Source organism: Helicobacter anseris, from assembly GCF_003364335.1.
Lineage (GTDB): Bacteria > Campylobacterota > Campylobacteria > Campylobacterales > Helicobacteraceae > Helicobacter_H > Helicobacter_H anseris.
Map to the genome: position 1 here is coordinate 1 of NZ_NXLX01000007.1, position 16,896 is coordinate 16,896.

The following is a 16,896-nucleotide window of genomic DNA, read 5'->3' on the forward strand; positions in this document are numbered from 1 at the left end:
ACTCTAGGGACTTTACCCCTCCTAGCAGAGCTGAAGTATTTCCCAAAAGATAAAGAAGAATTGATTGCCCTTGTGGCTGATGAGAGTATCAAACTAGATGAGATTGATGTCAGCAAGATTACAGATATGAGTTTTCTGTTTTGTCAAGTAGATCTGAGCGAATGTAAAAACTCAGCAAAAAAAAGAAAAAACTTTAAAGGCATTGAGAAGTGGAACACCTCTAATGTAGAGAATATGAAAGGAATGTTTTATGGAAATGAAAGTTTTAATGAGCCTATTGGGGATTGGGATGTGAGTAATGTGAAAGATATGAGCAATATGTTTGATGAAGCAAAAGCTTTTAATCAACCCTTAGACAGATGGAATGTAAGCAATGTAGAGAATATGAGCTATATGTTTTACAACGCAATCTCTTTTAATCAGCCCCTAAACTCTTGGAATGTAAGTAGGGTTAAAAATATGTGGTATATGTTCTATAAAGCCACTTCATTCAACCAACCCTTAGATAAATGGAATGTAAGCAATGTAGAGGATGTCTATCATATGTTTTCAAAAGCAGAGAGTTTCAATCCTCAATCTATCAAGAATTGGGATTTACGCAAAGCAAGAAATGTGGATTATATGTTTTGATAATGGAGTAGGTGATAAAAAAACAAGAAATCGCTAAAGAAAGGAATCCTATGAAAACCAAACTCTTGCTCCCTCTACTCTCCATTACTCTAGGGACTTTACCCCTCCTAGCAGAGCTGAAGTATTTCCCAAAAGATAAAGAAGAATTGATTGCCCTTGTGGCTGATGAGAGTATCAAACTAGATGAGATTGATGTCAGCAAGATTAAGGATATGAGTTATTTGTTTTGCAGAAGTGATTGGGATGAGTGTAAAAACTCAGCTAAAAAAAGAAAAAACTTTAAGGGTATTGAGAAGTGGGATACTTCTAATGTAGAAAATATGGCAGGAATGTTTTATGACAATAAAAAGTTTAATGAGCCCATTGTGAATTGGGATGTAGGTAGAGTCAAAGATATGAGCTATATGTTTGATGAGGCAAGATCTTTCAACCAACCTCTTAAAAAGCGGGATGTGAGCAATGTGAAAAATATGAAAGCAGTATTTAATAGAACGGATGCTTTCAACCAACCCCTAGATAAATGGAATGTGCGTAATGTAGAGAATATGGAGGAAATGTTTAAAGGTGCAAAGGCATTCAATCAACCTTTAGGCTCTTGGAAACTCAATCCTAAAGCCAATATCAAGGGTATGTTTGCAGAAAATAAGGCATTCAAACAAGATTTGAGTTCTTGGGGAGATATAAATCCCTTTAGAAAATTCAAACCCAAAAATAGAAAAGAGCTTTTAGAGATATTAAGAGATGAGAGTGTGCCACTTAAAAACATTGATGTAAGTCAAGTTACAGACATGAGCTTTTTGTTTTGTCGTGCGATGGATACTTCTACCACAATGGCAGATTTTTTTCCAGAGTGTCAAGATTCTGTGGGAAGAGTTGATTTTAGTGGAATAGAAACTTGGGATGTCAGCAATGTAAAAACTATGGAAGGGATGTTTTAGGACAATGGGCGGTTTAATGAACCTATTGGGAATTGGGATGTTTCAAATGTGACAAATATGAACAATATGTTTTTAAATGCCAAAAAATTTAATCAAGATTTAAGAAAATGGAATGTTTCAAATGTAGTGAAATTTGGCTGTATGTTTTGTGGTTCTCCAATGATAGTTAATTGGGAAAAGCAGTTTAAGACAAGTGAAAATAGGGATTGAAAAATGAATAAAACTAAAATAATTTCCAAGATTGCAGAAAAAACCATTCCCAAAAATGAGCAAGAAAATCACAACCAAGAGATGTTTCCTTTGCTTGTTCAATTATTTATATTTTTTTCAAACAATTGGAAAAAATGGGAGCAGATACAGAAGAGGATGCTTTTGTCCAAAATGCAAGAGTATTTATTGAGCAATATGAGGGTTTCTCTTCTGATATATATTACGATTCTGAAAAAATTCCTCACATTGGTTTTGGTTTTAATCTAAGTGATAAATCCACCTTTTTTCTTGTCAAACCAAAAATACAAGAAGAGGGATTGCTATTTGAAAAAATTGAGGCTTTTACCTTCAAAAAAGAGGATGGAAAATATAAGCTGAAGAAAAATGATAAAAATTCAGAAGTATTTGGGGAATTAAAAGACAAGTTTGATATTCAAGGCAAAAAACAACTCAATGATTTTCTCATCACAACCAAAGAAAAGCTTGCAGATGGGGCTAATGACAAATACCTAAAATCCATTCTAAAAGAGAATTTGCCTTTCCATATAAACAAGCAAGAAGCACAAAAAATTCTAAAACTCTTGATTGATAAAAAGAAATTGGATTTAGCAAAAAAATTATATGGGATTTGCCAAAAGATTCAAACAAACACACACAAGAGCAATACAAGAAGCTTATTAATAGTGTCAAACCAAGATTTGTCGAAGCTATAATTAAGGGGCAATGATGAAAAAAACTTTTTTATTCTTTTCTTTAATGTTCGCCAACGAACTTGCAAATCCTACACGCTTATTTTTTTCCCAAGGAATCAACACACAATCTCCAAGTATCCAACAATGTGTTGCGATCTTTATAGAACTTGCAAAAAGCAGTGATTATGGTTTCAAGCAATGGAGCAATGACAAAGAAGATGAAGAATACGTCAAAGACCACACATCTTTTCTGATAGACCAGTGGAGAAATGACAAAATTACTGCCAAGCTTTTTTTTGATTGGAAAGACCCTCAAGATGGGAGTGGATTGATGACTTGGCTAGAATACAATCCCACAACAGGAGAACTTAAAAATGTGATTTCTAAAGAGAAGCTAGAATATAATGAAGATATTGAAAAAAAAACTACAAACCTGCATTATTGATACTGAGGAAAGAAAATGAGCACAAAAATTAGTAAGAGGGTTGGGATAGTTGAGGATTCATTGCGTGTAACTCTCCCCAAAGAATATGCCAAATTTATAGAAGAGATTGGAGTATATCGTGGTGAGTATTTTGATGTGTATGGATATGATGAGAGCATAGAGGATATTGAGGACTATCCTTGTGTGATTGGTGCGACAAAACGCAATCGCAAATTTTATCCACTTTTTCCACAAGAGATTATGATCCATCACGATGAGTTCCTCAATAGCATTGTAGCTTTGGATTGTGAGAGTGGTGTGGTGTATAACATAGATTTTGAAGAACGAAAAGAGATTGCTAAGAGTTTTGAAGAATGGTTTGAGTGGTTAAAAGATATAGAAAAAAAGGCTGGAGAGGAGGGGTGATTATATGTTCCTTATCTCATTTCAATACCTCCGTTAAGTTTAAATTTGCTTTTTTATCAATTTAAAAATAGAGTTGATATAATTAAAAACTAAATTTAATAAAAAAATCCTTAATACTCATATTACGGGAAAATAACATGCTTGATACTTTATCACAATACCAAAATGCAATTGGTAGCATTTTAACCATTTGGATTCTAGCAGTGATTATGCCAGGACCTGATATGTTTTTGGTCATTCGCACTGCTATCAAAGGAAAAGCACAAGCAGTGATGTGTGCATTTGGAATTGTTGCTGGAACTTTTGTATGGTTAATCGTAGGATTTTTTCTCATCAATCTTTTAAATAAAACTTCTTTTTTTGATTATATGCAATTAGCTGGGGGTTGCTATCTTATCTATATGTCAATAAAAATATTTTTATCTCTAAAAAATACTAGCAACTCCTCATATCAAGAAACACCATCAATACAAGATAAATTTAAAAGTTTTTTATCAGGTATTATCACAAACCTCTCAAATCCAAAACCACCTATTTTTGTGAGCATTATCCTTGCAAAACTTCCACCTAATACACCCTATCTTATAGATATTTTTCTATTAAGTGCAATGCTTCTTATCCCAACCTTTTGGTTTTGTTTTGTTGTAAAAATCTTTACAATTAAAAAATTTCTCAATGCTTTTTTGAAATATGCAAAGCTTATAGATGTCATTGCAGGTATTGTTTTTGGCTTATTTGGATTAAATTTAATATATGGAGTAATAGAAAAAGTGCTTTAAGACTTTAAGTCTTAAAGCAGATGGAAAGGAATTAGAAAAGAGATAAAGATTATCCTTTTCTCTTTTCAATAATTTCTTTTGCAATATTTGCAGGAACTTCACCATAATGATCAAATTCCATAGAATAAGTTCCTCTACCTTGAGTTGCTGAACGCAAATCTGTAGAATAACCAAACATTTCTGCTAATGGAACAAATGCATTAACAATTTTTAATCCCATTCTATCGTCCATAGAGTTGATTTGACCTCTTCTACGATTTAAATCTCCGATTACATCACCCATATACTCTTCTGGAACTTCTACTTCTACTTTCATCATTGGCTCAAGTAAAACTGCTCCAGCTTCTCTACACGCATCTTTAAATGCCATAGAACCAGCAATTTTAAATGCCATTTCCGAACTATCTACATCATGATAACTTCCATCATAAAGCGTTACTTTAAAATCTACTACTGGATAACCTGCCAAAACTCCACTTTGCATAGCTTCTTGAATACCTTTATCAACAGCAGGGATATATTCTTTAGGAATTACACCACCACTAATTTCATTAACAAATTCATATCCACTACCAGCTTCTTTTGGCTCAAGCTTGATAAATACATGCCCATATTGCCCTCTACCACCAGATTGTTTTGCATATTTACATTCTTTATTTACAGACTTTCTTACAGTCTCTCTAAATGCAACTTGAGGTTGTCCAACTTCAGCTTCTACTTTAAATTCTCTTTTTAATCTATCAACAATAATCTCTAAGTGAAGCTCTCCCATACCACCAATAAGAGTTTGTCCTGTCTCTTCTTGTGTGCTTACTCTAAAGCTTGGATCTTCTTCTGCAAGCTTACCTAGTGCTATACCCATTTTCTCTTGATCTGCTTTTGTTTTAGGCTCAACAGCGATATGAATAACAGGTTCTGGGAATTCCATCCTCTCCAAAATTACTGGAGCTTTTTCATCACAAAGTGTATCACCTGTTAGTGTCTCTTTAAGACCTACAAATGCACAAATCTCACCTGCATAAACTTCTTTAATATCTTCTCTCTTATTTGAGTGCATTTTCAAGAGTCTTCCTACTCTCTCTTTTTTGCCTTTAGTAGAATTCAATACATAACTACCAGATTCCAACATTCCTCTATACGCTCTAACAAAAGTTAGCTGACCTACAAAAGGATCTGTCATAATTTTAAATGCAAGACCAGCAAAAGGACCATTATCAGAAGATTCTACATGGATTTCTTCTTCTGTCTTAGGATCAATCCCTTTAATATCTGCAACTTCTGTTGGTGCAGGTAAAAAATCCACAACAGCATCTAGCAATGTCTGCACACCTTTGTTTTTAAAGGAAGAACCACACAACATAGGAATAAGTGTCATATTATGACATCCAATCTTAATACCTTTTTTTATTTCTTCAACACTTAGTTCTTCTCCGCCAAGATATTTTTCCATCAAAACTTCATCTTGCTCTGCCGCTGATTCTAGAAGTTTTTCTCTATATTCTTTTGCTTTGTCTAACAAATCTGCTGGTATTTCTTCTATATCATACTTAGCACCCATAGATTCATTATTCCAAATCAAAGCTTTCATTTGTATCAAATCAATAACACCTTTAAAGCTATCTTCTGCTCCTACTGGTATATTGATAGGTACTGGATTTGCCTTTAATCTTGCTTTAATTTGCTCTTCTACATTATAGAAGTTTGCACCGATTCTGTCCATCTTATTAACAAAAACCATTCTTGGAACACCATATTTATTTGCTTGTCTCCAAACAGTTTCACTTTGAGGTTGCACACCTCCAACTGAACAAAATACTGCAACAGCACCATCTAAAACCCTCATAGATCTTTCAACTTCAATTGTAAAATCCACGTGTCCGGGAGTGTCTATAAGATTGATTTGGTGATTATTCCAAAAACAAGTAGTAGCAGCAGAAGTAATTGTAATTCCGCGTTCCTTTTCTTGCTCCATCCAGTCCATTGTAGCAGCACCATCATGAACCTCACCAATCTTATGGCTTACACCTGTATAAAATAAGATTCTTTCTGATGTTGTTGTTTTACCAGCATCAATATGTGCTGCAATACCTATATTTCTAATTCTATTTAAAGGAGTCGTTCTTGCCATCTTTTAATCCCCTTATAATTACCATCTATAATGTGCAAATGCTTTATTAGCTTCTGCCATCTTATGCACATCTTCTCTTTTCTTAAATGCAGCTCCCTTATCACTTGCTGCATCCATCAACTCATTTGCAAGTCTATCTACCATTGTTCTTTCATTTCTTTTTCTTGTAGCTTCTAAAATCCATCTTATAGATAAGGATTGTTGTCTTACAGGTCTTACTTCAACTGGCACCTGATAAGTTGCTCCACCAACTCTTCTACTTCTAACTTCAACGAGAGGTTTTACTTTTTCTAAAGCTTTTTCAAAAACTTCAATACCCTTCTCTCCACTCTTTTCCTCAATTTTCTCAAATGCCGCATAAATGATTTTTTCAGCAATACTCTTCTTGCCATCATACATCATTTTATTGATAAACTTTGTCACAACCTTGTTATTATAAATAGGATCACCTAAAATTTCTCTAACTGGAGCCTTTCTTCTTCTCATTGTCTTCCTTTCTTATTTTTTATCAGCACCTTGCTTTGCTTTTTTAGCACCATACTTACTTCTAGAAACAGTTCTTTTTGCTACACCAGAAGTATCCAAAGCCCCTCTTATAATATGATACTTCACACCAGGTAAGTCTTTAACCCTTCCTCCTCTAACTAATACAATAGAGTGCTCTTGCAAGTTATGTCCTTCACCAGGAATATAACTAATAACCTCAATCTTACTTGTAAGTTTTACTTTAGCTACTTTTCTTAACGCTGAGTTTGGCTTTTTTGGAGTTGTTGTATAAACACGAGTACAAACTCCTCTTCTTTGAGGACACTCAACCAATGCTGGTGATTTTGTCTTTTTTATAACTTTTTTTCTTTCCTTGCGGATTAACTGATTTATAGTTGGCACGAATTTTTCCTTTCTTAAATAGTTTTTGTTTAAAAAATGTTAGATTCTACAAAAAAAAATCTTTTATTATGCTTAGAAACACAAATTATTCTTGTGTTTCTAATTTTAAAGAGATTTTCTTATTCTTGTATAAACCTGTTCCTACTGGTATCATTCTACCCAATACCACATTCTCCTTAAGATCTTCTAAGAAATCTTTTTTACCAGCAACACTTGCTTCTGTTAGAACCTTTGTAGTCTCTTGGAAAGAAGCAGCAGAAATAATACTATCACTTCCAACAGCAGCTCTTGTGATACCTAATAAGACTGGTTCAGCTACAGCTGGCTCTCCTCCAAGACTTAAGATTCTTTCATTTTCTTCTCTAAAGTAACGCTTACTTACAAGATCTCCATCAATAAATTTTGTATCTCCGCTATCTATAATGCGCACTTGTCGCAACATTTGAGATACAATGATTTCAATATGTTTATCAGCGATACTCACCCCTTGTCTGCGATAAACCTGTTGCACTTCACTGATAATATACTTATGCAACTCTTTTTCGCCACTTATTCTTAAAATATCATGACTTGAAATAATACCATCAGTCATCGCTTCTCCAGCATGAACAAATTCTTCTGGATGCACTAATATTTGGCGATTCTTATCAACAAGATACTCAACACTATTACCATCCTTAGAAGTAACAATGATTTTTTCTTTATTTCTTATACTCTTACCAAAACTTACGATACCATCAATCTCAGAAAGTATTGCAGAATCTTTTGGCTTTCTTGCCTCAAAGAGTTCAGATACTCTTGGAAGACCTCCTGTAATATCTCTTGATTTTACAGTAGCCTTTGGTGTTCTAGCTAATATCTCAGCAACTCCAACTTTAGCTCCATCTGCAACAGAAATAGCTGTCTTTGGATCCAATGGGTAACGAATGCTTTCTTTTTTATCAATCTCTACCACAATAGTTGGCTTGCAACCCGCAGGCAAATACTCATTAACTACAAGATTTGTAATACCCGTATTCTCATCTTGCTTTTCAGCTACGCTTACACCAGGTATAATATCCTCAAATCTCACAATACCCGCTTTATCTGCAATCACTAATGTATTATAAGGATCCCAAGTCGCAATTACTGTTTTTTGATTTACCATTGGCTCTGCAATCAAAGTCTTTGAATCTACCTCTTGATTATCACTAACTAATAATTTTGATCCGCGAGCAATATAATGTCTGATCGCTTCTCTATCATTTTCATCAGCAATAACTGCAAATAATCCTTTTTCCTTAACTTCCTGTCCTGCTTTAATATCTCTAACTCTCTCTAGATGGTCTGCCACAAGATTATAATATTTCACAATACCATTTTCTTTTGCATAGATACTTTGAGCAATAGGCGTATTATCTTCTACAAGTATTTCACTTGCATAAGGTATACGATTTGGAACATTCCATCCATCTTTAATAATATCAACAATGCTGTCTCCAGACTTTACTTCATATCCTGTTTGATATGCAATATAAAGCTTACCTTCTATCTTACCACCAACACCAGCAAGTTCATTTGGTTTTGCAACATCACTCTTTCTTAAATGATATTTAACCTCTTCTTTACTTCCTTGAATATGGATAATAATCTCATCATGCACTGTCTCAACTTTTAATTTACCATCAAAAGGAGCTTTAATTTTTGGCTCTACCACAAAGACTGCTGCATTTCTTCTATTTGCAACAATATTCTTGCCTTCTTTGTTTTTATAAGTCTTGATATTGTAATAACGTATAAATCCTTCTTTTTCAGCAAGTATTTCTCTTTCTTCTTGGCTTCTTGAAGCTGTTCCACCCACGTGGAATGTTCTAAGAGTAAGCTGTGTTCCAGGCTCACCAATTGATTGAGCAGCAATAACACCAACAGCCTCACCTGGCTTACTCATCTTTCCTTCACCAAGATTTAATCCATAGCACTTAGCACATACACCTTTTTCTGCCTTACAAGTAACAGGTGTCCTAATAATCACAGATTTAATTCCTACTTCAACAATATGCTTGGCTATATTTTCATTGATTAAAATACCAGCACTATAGAGCACTTCATTTGTAATTGGATCAATAATATCTTCAGCTAATACCCTACCAAAAATTCTTTCTTCAAGAGATTCAATAAGCTCACTACCAATAGAAATATCTGTAATCTCAACACCCTCATGCGTTCCACAATCATTTGTTACAATCTTAACATTTTGAGATACATCAATAAGTTTTCTTGTCAAATAACCAGCATTAGCTGTTTTTAAAGCCGTATCTGCAAGACCTTTTCTTGCACCGTGTGTCGATGTAAAATACTCTAGAACATTTAGCCCTTCTTTAAAGTTTGAAACAATCGGTGTTTCAATAATAGTCCCATCTGGCTTTGCCATCAAACCACGCATTGCTGATAATTGTCTAATCTGCGCTGCACTACCTCTAGCACCAGAATCTGCCATCATATAAATAGAGTTAAATCCACCTTTATCTGCCTCTACAAGCTCCATCATTTCCTTAGACATTTTATTGTTTGTATCTGTCCAAATATCAATAATCTTGTTATATCTCTCTTGCTCTGTCAATAAGCCTTGATCATATTGCATCTGGATTTTCTTAACTTCAGATTTAGCTAGATCAATCGCCTCTTGCTTATTTTCAGGAACAATAATATCTGCAGCAGAGATAGAAATACCAGCTTTTGTTGCATACTTAAATCCTAGGTTCTTTAAGTTATCAAGGAAAGTAGCTGTAATTCCTATACCACCATTTTTATAAACATAATCAATCAATGTTCCTATATCTTTCTTTTTCAATGTCTTATTCCACAATGAAACTGGAACAAAATCTGGCAAGATAGACTTTAATATCATTCTTCCAACTGTTGTTTGTAATATTCTTCTATCCACCACTGTTCTTATCTTAGCATTGATATCCAAGTCTCCAGAATCTAAAGCAATCATAATCTCATCAATATTACCAAAAAGCTTATGTTCTCCTACAACCTGACTTTTTTCTAAAGAGAGATAATAAAGTCCCAAAACCATATCTTGGCTTGGCACTGCTACTGCCTTACCGCTAGCTGGCAAGAGAATATTCATAGAGCTTAACATTAAAATCTTACATTCTGTAATCGCCTCTTCTGATAACGGAACATGTACAGCCATTTGGTCACCATCAAAGTCCGCGTTAAATGCTGAACATACCAAAGGATGCAACTGGATTGCTTTACCATCAATAAGTTTTGGATGGAATGCTTGAATAGATTGCTTATGCAACGTTGGTGCACGGTTAAGCAATACAGGATAATTCTCAACAACTTCTTGCAAGCACTCCCACACTTCATTTGTTTTTTGCTCAATCATTTTTCTTGCTTGCTTCATAGTTGTAGCATAACCTTTTTCTTCAAGTTTTGCCAACAAATGAGGCTTAAACAACTCTAGAGCCATATTCTTTGGTAATCCACATTGATCCATTCTCAAGTTAGGTCCAACAACAATTACACTTCTTCCAGAGAAATCCACACGCTTACCAAGTAAATTTTGTCTAAATCTTCCTTGTTTTCCTTTGATAATCTCAGATAAAGACTTAAGTGGTCTCTTATTAGCACCTTTTACAGCATTTGCATTTCTTCCATTATCAAAAAGTGCATCTACTGCCTCTTGCAACATTCTTTTTTCATTACGTACAATAATTTCTGGCGCATCAAGTTCTAGCAATCTTTTTAATCTCTGATTTCTATTGATCACTCTTCTGTAAAGATCATTTACATCACTTACTGCAAATTTTCCACCATCAAGAGCAACCAAAGGTCTTAAATCTGGTGGTAAAACTGGCAATACTGTTAGCATCATCCATTCTGGTCTATTACCGGAATTTACAAAACTTTCAACAACCTTTAAACGCTTAATAATTGTCTTTTTCTTTGACTCTGCATTAGTATTTTTAATCTCTTCTTTTAAAGACTTCAAAAGCACTACTAAGTCAAGCTCTTCAAGCAGTTCCTTTACTACTTCTCCACCCATCTTAGCAACAAAGCCTTTATCATCAAAACGCTTGCTTATTTCTTGATATTGCTCCTCATTAAGCACATCATATTTCATCACAGGCTTTGTAGATTCATTGTCATAAAATGCCTCTCCAGGATCTTTAACAATATATGCCTCATAATAAAGCACCCTTTCTAAATCTTTTACCTTGACACCAAGCAATGTTCCAATTCTACTTGGCAATGAGCTTACATACCAAATATGTGCCACAGGAGTTACAAGCTCAATATGACCCATTCTGGATCTTCTCACCTTTGCACTTGTAACTTCAACTCCACACTTCTCACACACAATACCCTTATATCTTGGCTTTTTATATTTACCACAAAGGCATTCATAATCCCTTACTGGTCCAAAAATTTTGGTACAGAATAAGCCATCTCTCTCTGGTTTAAGTGTTCTATAGTTAATAGTCTCAGGTTTTTTAACTTCACCCTTACTCCAAGACCTAATTCTCTCTGGACTTGCTAAAACAAGTTGTAGAGTATTAAAATCTTTTGGCCTATTATCTTCTTCTACCACAATTGGTTTTGGCTGGCCATCTTCATCTACTTCTTCACCAAAAATATTCACATCAAGACCTAAAGACTGCAATTCTTTTGTTAAAACATAGAATGTTTCTGGAATCTCAGATTCTCCAACAGCCTCACCTCTAGTAATTGCTTTGTAAGCATTTTCTCTACCCTTGACATCATCAGATTTTACAGTAAGCATCTCTTTAAGGGTATGTGCAGCACCATAAGCCTCCAAAGCCCAAACTTCCATCTCACCAAATCTCTGTCCACCAAATAATGCCTTACCACCGACTGGCTGTTGTGTAACAAGACTATAAGGTCCAGTACTTCTAGCATGCACCTTTTCATCAACAAGGTGATGAAGCTTTAGCATATACATATAGCCCACATTGACTCTTTCTCGAATCTTCTCTCCAGTCTTTCCATCATAAAGATCTGTCTTACCATCCATAGCAATTTTTGCCATTTCAAATAATTTATTAAATCGCTCTTGAGAAATACCTTCAAAAACTGGGATGGCAAATTTTACACCATTACTCCAATCTTTAGCATAACTCAATAAGTCTTCATCGCTCGCTTTTTTAATAAAGTCTTGCAAAGAAGTATCTTTGTGATTTACTACGCTAGCAATTTCAAGCATTTTTTCTCTTAATTCTTTAGCAAATACCTTTGTTTTAGTCTCTAAAATATCAGCTATTTGTTCCCCAAATCTTTTACCCACTAATCCTAAATGAACTTCTAGAATCTGACCAATATTCATACGACTAGGAACGCCCAGAGGATTTAATACAATATCAACAGGCTCACCATCTGCTGTATATGGCATATCAACAGCTGGAACAATATTAGAAACTATACCTTTGTTTCCATGTCTTCCTGCCATCTTATCGCCAACTTTTAGCTTACGCTTTGTTGCAACATAAATTTTTACACGCTTTACAACACCGCTTGGCAAAATATCATCTTTTTCTAGAATAGAAAGCTTCTCAGAATGCTCTTCTCCTAATGTTTTCTTTTGCTCTAAGAAATTCGTTTTAATCTGATTATATTTTTGCTGCACTTGTTTTGGATAACTTTTTATAAGTGTATTAAGAGCAAATCTACTAATACTTGCGATTTCTTCTTGCGGAATAATATCTCCCTTCTTGTATTTTTTCTGCTCAATTGAAGCATCACTGCCTAAAGCCTCTTTTGCAAGCATAAGATTTATTCTCAATCTCTCTTCTTTATCCAGCATAGTTAAGCGGTCATGATGTTCGATATCCAAAACGGACTTTTCTTGCTCATAAGCACTCAAAGCTCTCTCGTCTTTTTCATAACCTTTTTTGGTCAATATCTTAACATCAACAACAGTTCCCTCTAATGAAGGTGGGCAATAAAGAGATTTATTAACCACGTGACCTGCTTTTTCTCCAAAAATTGCTCTTAGCAATCTTTCTTCTGGTGTAGATTTTACTTCACCTTTTGGACTTACCTTTCCTACAAGTATCATCCCAGCATTTACATAAGTTCCAATCTTTACAATCCCGCTTTCATCAAGATGCGCAATATCATCTTCTCTTACATTAGGAATATCTCTTGTAATTTCTTCAACACCATGCTTTAACTCTCTAGCTTCTACTTCTTTTTCGTAGATATGCACAGAAGTAAAATAATCCTCTTTAATAAGACGCTCACTTACAACAATCGCATCCTCAAAGTTGTAACCATTCCAAGGCATAAATGCAACTCTAACATTTTTTCCAAGAGCTAATTCACCGCAATCCATACTAGGACCATCTGCAATAATTTGATTTGCTTCAACCTTTTCGCCAACTTTTACAATTGGTCTTTGAGTAAAACTAGTATTTTGATTAGTGCGAAGATTTTTTTGTAATGGATAACTATCAATATATGCTCCATTTTCATCTTCACCTAAAATATAAATATTTTTTGCATCAACTTTTTCAACAACACCAGCCCTTGAAGCCTTAATAGCCTCCCAAGCATCTCTAGCAATAACTTTTTCTATACCTGTTCCAACAATAGGAGCATCAGGTATCAACAAAGGAACCGCTTGTCTTTGCATGTTAGAACCCATTAATGCACGGTTTGCATCATCATGCTCTAAGAATGGAATCAAAGAAGCAGCAACTCCCACTAGCATTCTTGGACTTAAGTCAATTAAAGTTACTTTACTCTTCTCACTAAGTGTAATTTCACCGCCAACTCTAGCATCTATAAGGTCCTCTACAATATTTCCTTTATCATCTATTTTTGTACTAGCTGGTGCAATTACCTGCCCATCTTCTTGAGTTGCTGTTAGATATACAATCTCATCAGTAACCTTACCATTAACAACTTTCTTATAAGGAGCTTCAATAAAACCTAAATCATTCACACGAGTAAAAGTAGAAAGTGTATTGATCAATCCAATATTTTGACCTTCTGGAGTTTCAATTGGACAAATTCTTCCATAATGCGTTGGATGCACATCTCTTGCTTCAAATCCAACTCTCTCTTTTACCAATCCCCCTTCTCCAAGAGCTGAAAGTCTTCTTTTATGCGTTACTTCTGAAAGTGGATTTGTTTGATCCATAAATTGTGATAATTGCCCTCCAGTAAAGAACTCAAGAATAGTTGAAGTAATCATCTTAGAATTAATCAAATCTAAAGGCATTAAAGTATCAAGACTAAGATTAGAAGCTGTAAGCTTATCTTTAATAGCTTTTTGCATTTTAATCAATCCTGTATGCAATTCATTTGCTAAAAGCTCGCCAATAGCTCTAATTCTCCTATTACCTAAATGATCTCTATCATCAATTCTACCTTGTCCATTCTTTACTTTCACAAGATACTTAATACTCTCAAGAATGTCTTCATGTGTCAACACTGTAATATAATCTGGTATATTTAGCCCCAATTTATGATTCATTTTCATACGACCAACACGCGTAAGATCGTAACGCTCTGGATCAAAGAAAAGTTGTTTTACAAAATGCTTAGCTACTTCTTTTGTAACAGGCTCTCCTGGTCTCATAACCTTATAAATTCTAATTGCAGCCAAATCATTTTCATCTTCTATTTTTTCTGTTTGTTTTAAAATCTTAAGAGGATCTGCATCTGCAACAAAAGATTTTAAAATACCATCATCATGCCCTAATGCCAAATCATTTGCAATGACAAATTCTTTAATCTTTAAATCAAAAAGTTTTTTAATTTTTGTTTCATCTAATTGTGTGAGTGTATCAAAAATTACCTCTCCAGTTTTTGCATCAATTACAGGTTCTGCTAAATATCTATCCAAAAGAGTTGGATACTCTATCCATCTCAATCCTTTATCAAACAACTCTTGAGCTTTTTTCTGCGTCAAACGTTTTCCAGATTCAACAACAACTTCTCCTTGAGTATTTTTTATATCATATTCTACTCTTCCTTCAAAACTAGATGGATTAAACTCAATAAAGTGTTTATCTTTTTCAATTTTTACCCTTAAGAGTGGGTAGAAGATTTTTAAAATTTCTTGTTTACTATACCCCATAGCACGCAATAATATTGTGATAGGAACTTTTCTTCTTTTATTGATGCGAACAAATAATGTGTCTTTTGCATCATATTCAAAATAAAGCCAAGATCCTCTATCTGGAATAATCTGTCCAGTATATACCAATTTATTTGAAGCAGTAGCAGACTCTTCTTCTTTAAAAATAACACCAGGGCTTCTGTGAAGCTGATTTACAACAACTCTTTCTACACCATTAATAATAAAAGAGATTCTATCAGTCATTAAAGGAATCTCTCTAATAAAAATACTTTGTTCTTTTATATCTTTAATACTTGTCTTTTCAGTTTTTTCATCTTTATCAAGTAAAACTAATCTTATTTTAATTTTTAAAGGAATGGAATAAGTAATACCTCTTTCCATAGCTTCCCTAACGGTATATTTTGGTTTTCCAAACTCACAACCATCATATTCTAATATCAATCTATTCTGAGAATCTTGAATAGGAAAAACAGAACGAAAAACTTTTTCAATACCGCTCTCTTTACCATCTTTTGACATCAAAAAAGAGTTATAACTATCTCTTTGTAATAATAATAAATTTGGGATATCTAATTTTTGTGATGATTGAGTAAAATCAACGCGAAGTCTATTTTTTGTATTCATTTCTGCTAGCATTATGTAACCTTCATTATATTGATTTAAAAGAGCAAACACTCTAAATAAAATTATTCAAACAAACTTACTTAAAATGTTTAACGTAAAAAACCCAAAGTCCAAAAGAACTTTGGGCTAAACTAAATATTTTAATTTAAAAACATTTATTTGATTTCTACTTTTGCACCAGCTTCTTCTAACTTCTTTTTAAAGTTTTCAGCATCTTCTTTACTTACACCTTCTTTTAATACACTTGGTGTAGCCTCTGTAGCTTCTTTAGCTTCTTTCAATCCTAAACCAGTGATTTCTCTTACCACCTTAATAACATTAATCTTATTAGCACCAGCATCAGCAAGTACTACGTTAAATTCTGTTTTTTCCTCAGCGGCAGCTGCACCACCAGCAGCCACAGCACCAGCAACAACAGTAGGTGCAGCTGAAACTCCAAATTTCTCTTCAAAAGCTTTTACTAATTCAGAAAGCTCTAAAACAGATAAACCACCAATATAATCTAAAATTTCTTCTTTTGTTATAGCCATAATAAACTCCTTTAGTTATTTTCTTTTTGTTTCTTTAAATTATCTAAACCTGTAACAAAATATCTTGCTGGGGCAGTCCAAACAGAAAGCAACATACCAATAAGCTCATCACGACTTGGTAATTTAGAAATTGCTGTAATATGCTGTTCATCAACTACTTGACCATCAAAACATCCCATCTTAACACTGAATAATTCTTTATTTTCATCAACAAACTTCATTACTAATTTAGAAAGAGAAATTTGCTCATTACCCCAAATAAAGATATTAGTATCCTTAATTTCAAATTCAGGGTAACCTGCTTCTTTTAATGCAATAGAAGCAAGCGTATTTTTAATAACTTGCACTTTTGCATCTAACTTTCTAGCAGAATTTCTCAAAGCTTCTAACTTTCTTACACTTAAACCCTTGTAATCACAAATAATTAAAGAATTAGAAGCCTTAAAATCTGAAACTAAATTCTGTATCAGTACTTGTTTTTCCTGTCTTGTCATTTTTCCTCCTTTCTAGACTTAAACCATATATA

At 34.0% G+C, this 16,896-nt stretch carries 12 protein-coding genes and 1 pseudogene; 7 read left to right on the forward strand and 6 right to left on the reverse strand.

Annotated elements, in window-relative coordinates; all coding sequences use genetic code 11:
- The 7 genes and pseudogenes from CQA57_RS03660 to CQA57_RS03690 form a co-directional block, all read left to right on the forward strand.
- The coding region (locus tag CQA57_RS03660; RefSeq protein WP_211305544.1) for a BspA family leucine-rich repeat surface protein at positions 1-630 on the forward strand (630 nt) is incomplete at its 5' end.
- 50 nt (positions 631-680) lie between these two features.
- Positions 681-1,568 carry a BspA family leucine-rich repeat surface protein gene (locus CQA57_RS03665; RefSeq protein ID WP_147288346.1) on the forward strand — a complete coding sequence of 296 codons (888 nt, stop codon included), beginning with the start codon at positions 681-683 and terminating at the stop codon, positions 1,566-1,568.
- A gap of 21 nt (positions 1,569-1,589) precedes the next feature.
- A pseudogene (locus tag CQA57_RS03670) lies at positions 1,590-1,778 on the forward strand (BspA family leucine-rich repeat surface protein); the annotation flags it as partial.
- A 134-nt stretch (positions 1,779-1,912) separates the two neighbouring features.
- Entirely contained in the window at positions 1,913-2,491 is a 579-nt protein-coding gene (locus tag CQA57_RS03675) for a hypothetical protein (RefSeq protein WP_115578890.1), read from the forward strand.
- A 13-nt stretch (positions 2,492-2,504) separates the two neighbouring features.
- Positions 2,505-2,915 (forward strand): hypothetical protein, encoded by a 411-nt coding sequence (locus CQA57_RS03680; RefSeq protein WP_115578891.1) that lies wholly within the window; start codon positions 2,505-2,507, stop codon positions 2,913-2,915.
- 15 nt (positions 2,916-2,930) lie between these two features.
- On the forward strand, positions 2,931-3,320 hold the full coding sequence (locus tag CQA57_RS03685; protein WP_115578892.1) for an SMI1/KNR4 family protein: 390 nt from the start codon (positions 2,931-2,933) through the stop codon (positions 3,318-3,320).
- Between the two features lie 137 nt (positions 3,321-3,457).
- On the forward strand, positions 3,458-4,099 hold the full coding sequence (locus CQA57_RS03690; protein ID WP_115578893.1) for a LysE family translocator: 642 nt from the start codon (positions 3,458-3,460) through the stop codon (positions 4,097-4,099).
- Between the two features lie 49 nt (positions 4,100-4,148).
- On the opposite strand, the gene fusA is transcribed toward CQA57_RS03690, so the two are convergent.
- From fusA to rplJ, 6 genes are all read right to left on the reverse strand, one after another.
- The gene (fusA, locus tag CQA57_RS03695) at positions 4,149-6,227 is read right to left on the reverse strand and encodes an elongation factor G (protein WP_115578894.1); all 2,079 of its coding nucleotides are present in this window, start codon (positions 6,225-6,227) and stop codon (positions 4,149-4,151) included.
- 18 nt (positions 6,228-6,245) lie between these two features.
- Entirely contained in the window at positions 6,246-6,713 is a 468-nt protein-coding gene (rpsG, locus tag CQA57_RS03700) for a 30S ribosomal protein S7 (protein ID WP_115578895.1), read from the reverse strand.
- 12 nt (positions 6,714-6,725) lie between these two features.
- On the reverse strand, positions 6,726-7,115 hold the full coding sequence (rpsL, locus tag CQA57_RS03705; protein ID WP_115578896.1) for a 30S ribosomal protein S12: 390 nt from the start codon (positions 7,113-7,115) through the stop codon (positions 6,726-6,728).
- A gap of 85 nt (positions 7,116-7,200) precedes the next feature.
- Positions 7,201-15,852 (reverse strand): DNA-directed RNA polymerase subunit beta/beta', encoded by an 8,652-nt coding sequence (locus tag CQA57_RS03710; RefSeq protein WP_115578897.1) that lies wholly within the window; start codon positions 15,850-15,852, stop codon positions 7,201-7,203.
- A 143-nt stretch (positions 15,853-15,995) separates the two neighbouring features.
- Positions 15,996-16,370: a 50S ribosomal protein L7/L12 gene (gene rplL, locus CQA57_RS03715; protein WP_115578898.1), complete on the reverse strand. Its 375-nt coding sequence runs from the start codon at positions 16,368-16,370 to the stop codon at positions 15,996-15,998.
- A gap of 11 nt (positions 16,371-16,381) precedes the next feature.
- Positions 16,382-16,864, reverse strand: coding sequence for a 50S ribosomal protein L10 (gene rplJ, locus CQA57_RS03720; RefSeq protein WP_115578899.1), 483 nt, complete (start codon positions 16,862-16,864; stop codon positions 16,382-16,384).
- Positions 16,865-16,896: the final 32 nt, after the last annotated feature.

Excerpts from the sequence above, each read along its gene's own strand:
- CQA57_RS03665 (WP_147288346.1), top strand. The coding sequence starts at position 681 with ATGAAAACCAAACTCTTGCTCCCTCTACTCTCCATTACTCTAGGGACT.
- CQA57_RS03675 (WP_115578890.1), top strand. The coding sequence starts at position 1,913 with ATGGGAGCAGATACAGAAGAGGATGCTTTTGTCCAAAATGCAAGAGTA.
- CQA57_RS03680 (WP_115578891.1), top strand. The coding sequence starts at position 2,505 with ATGAAAAAAACTTTTTTATTCTTTTCTTTAATGTTCGCCAACGAACTT.
- CQA57_RS03685 (WP_115578892.1), top strand. The coding sequence starts at position 2,931 with ATGAGCACAAAAATTAGTAAGAGGGTTGGGATAGTTGAGGATTCATTG.
- CQA57_RS03690 (WP_115578893.1), top strand. The coding sequence starts at position 3,458 with ATGCTTGATACTTTATCACAATACCAAAATGCAATTGGTAGCATTTTA.
- fusA (WP_115578894.1), bottom strand. The coding sequence starts at position 6,227 with ATGGCAAGAACGACTCCTTTAAATAGAATTAGAAATATAGGTATTGCA.
- rpsG (WP_115578895.1), bottom strand. The coding sequence starts at position 6,713 with ATGAGAAGAAGAAAGGCTCCAGTTAGAGAAATTTTAGGTGATCCTATT.
- CQA57_RS03710 (WP_115578897.1), bottom strand. The coding sequence starts at position 15,852 with ATGCTAGCAGAAATGAATACAAAAAATAGACTTCGCGTTGATTTTACT.
- rplL (WP_115578898.1), bottom strand. The coding sequence starts at position 16,370 with ATGGCTATAACAAAAGAAGAAATTTTAGATTATATTGGTGGTTTATCT.
- rplJ (WP_115578899.1), bottom strand. The coding sequence starts at position 16,864 with ATGACAAGACAGGAAAAACAAGTACTGATACAGAATTTAGTTTCAGAT.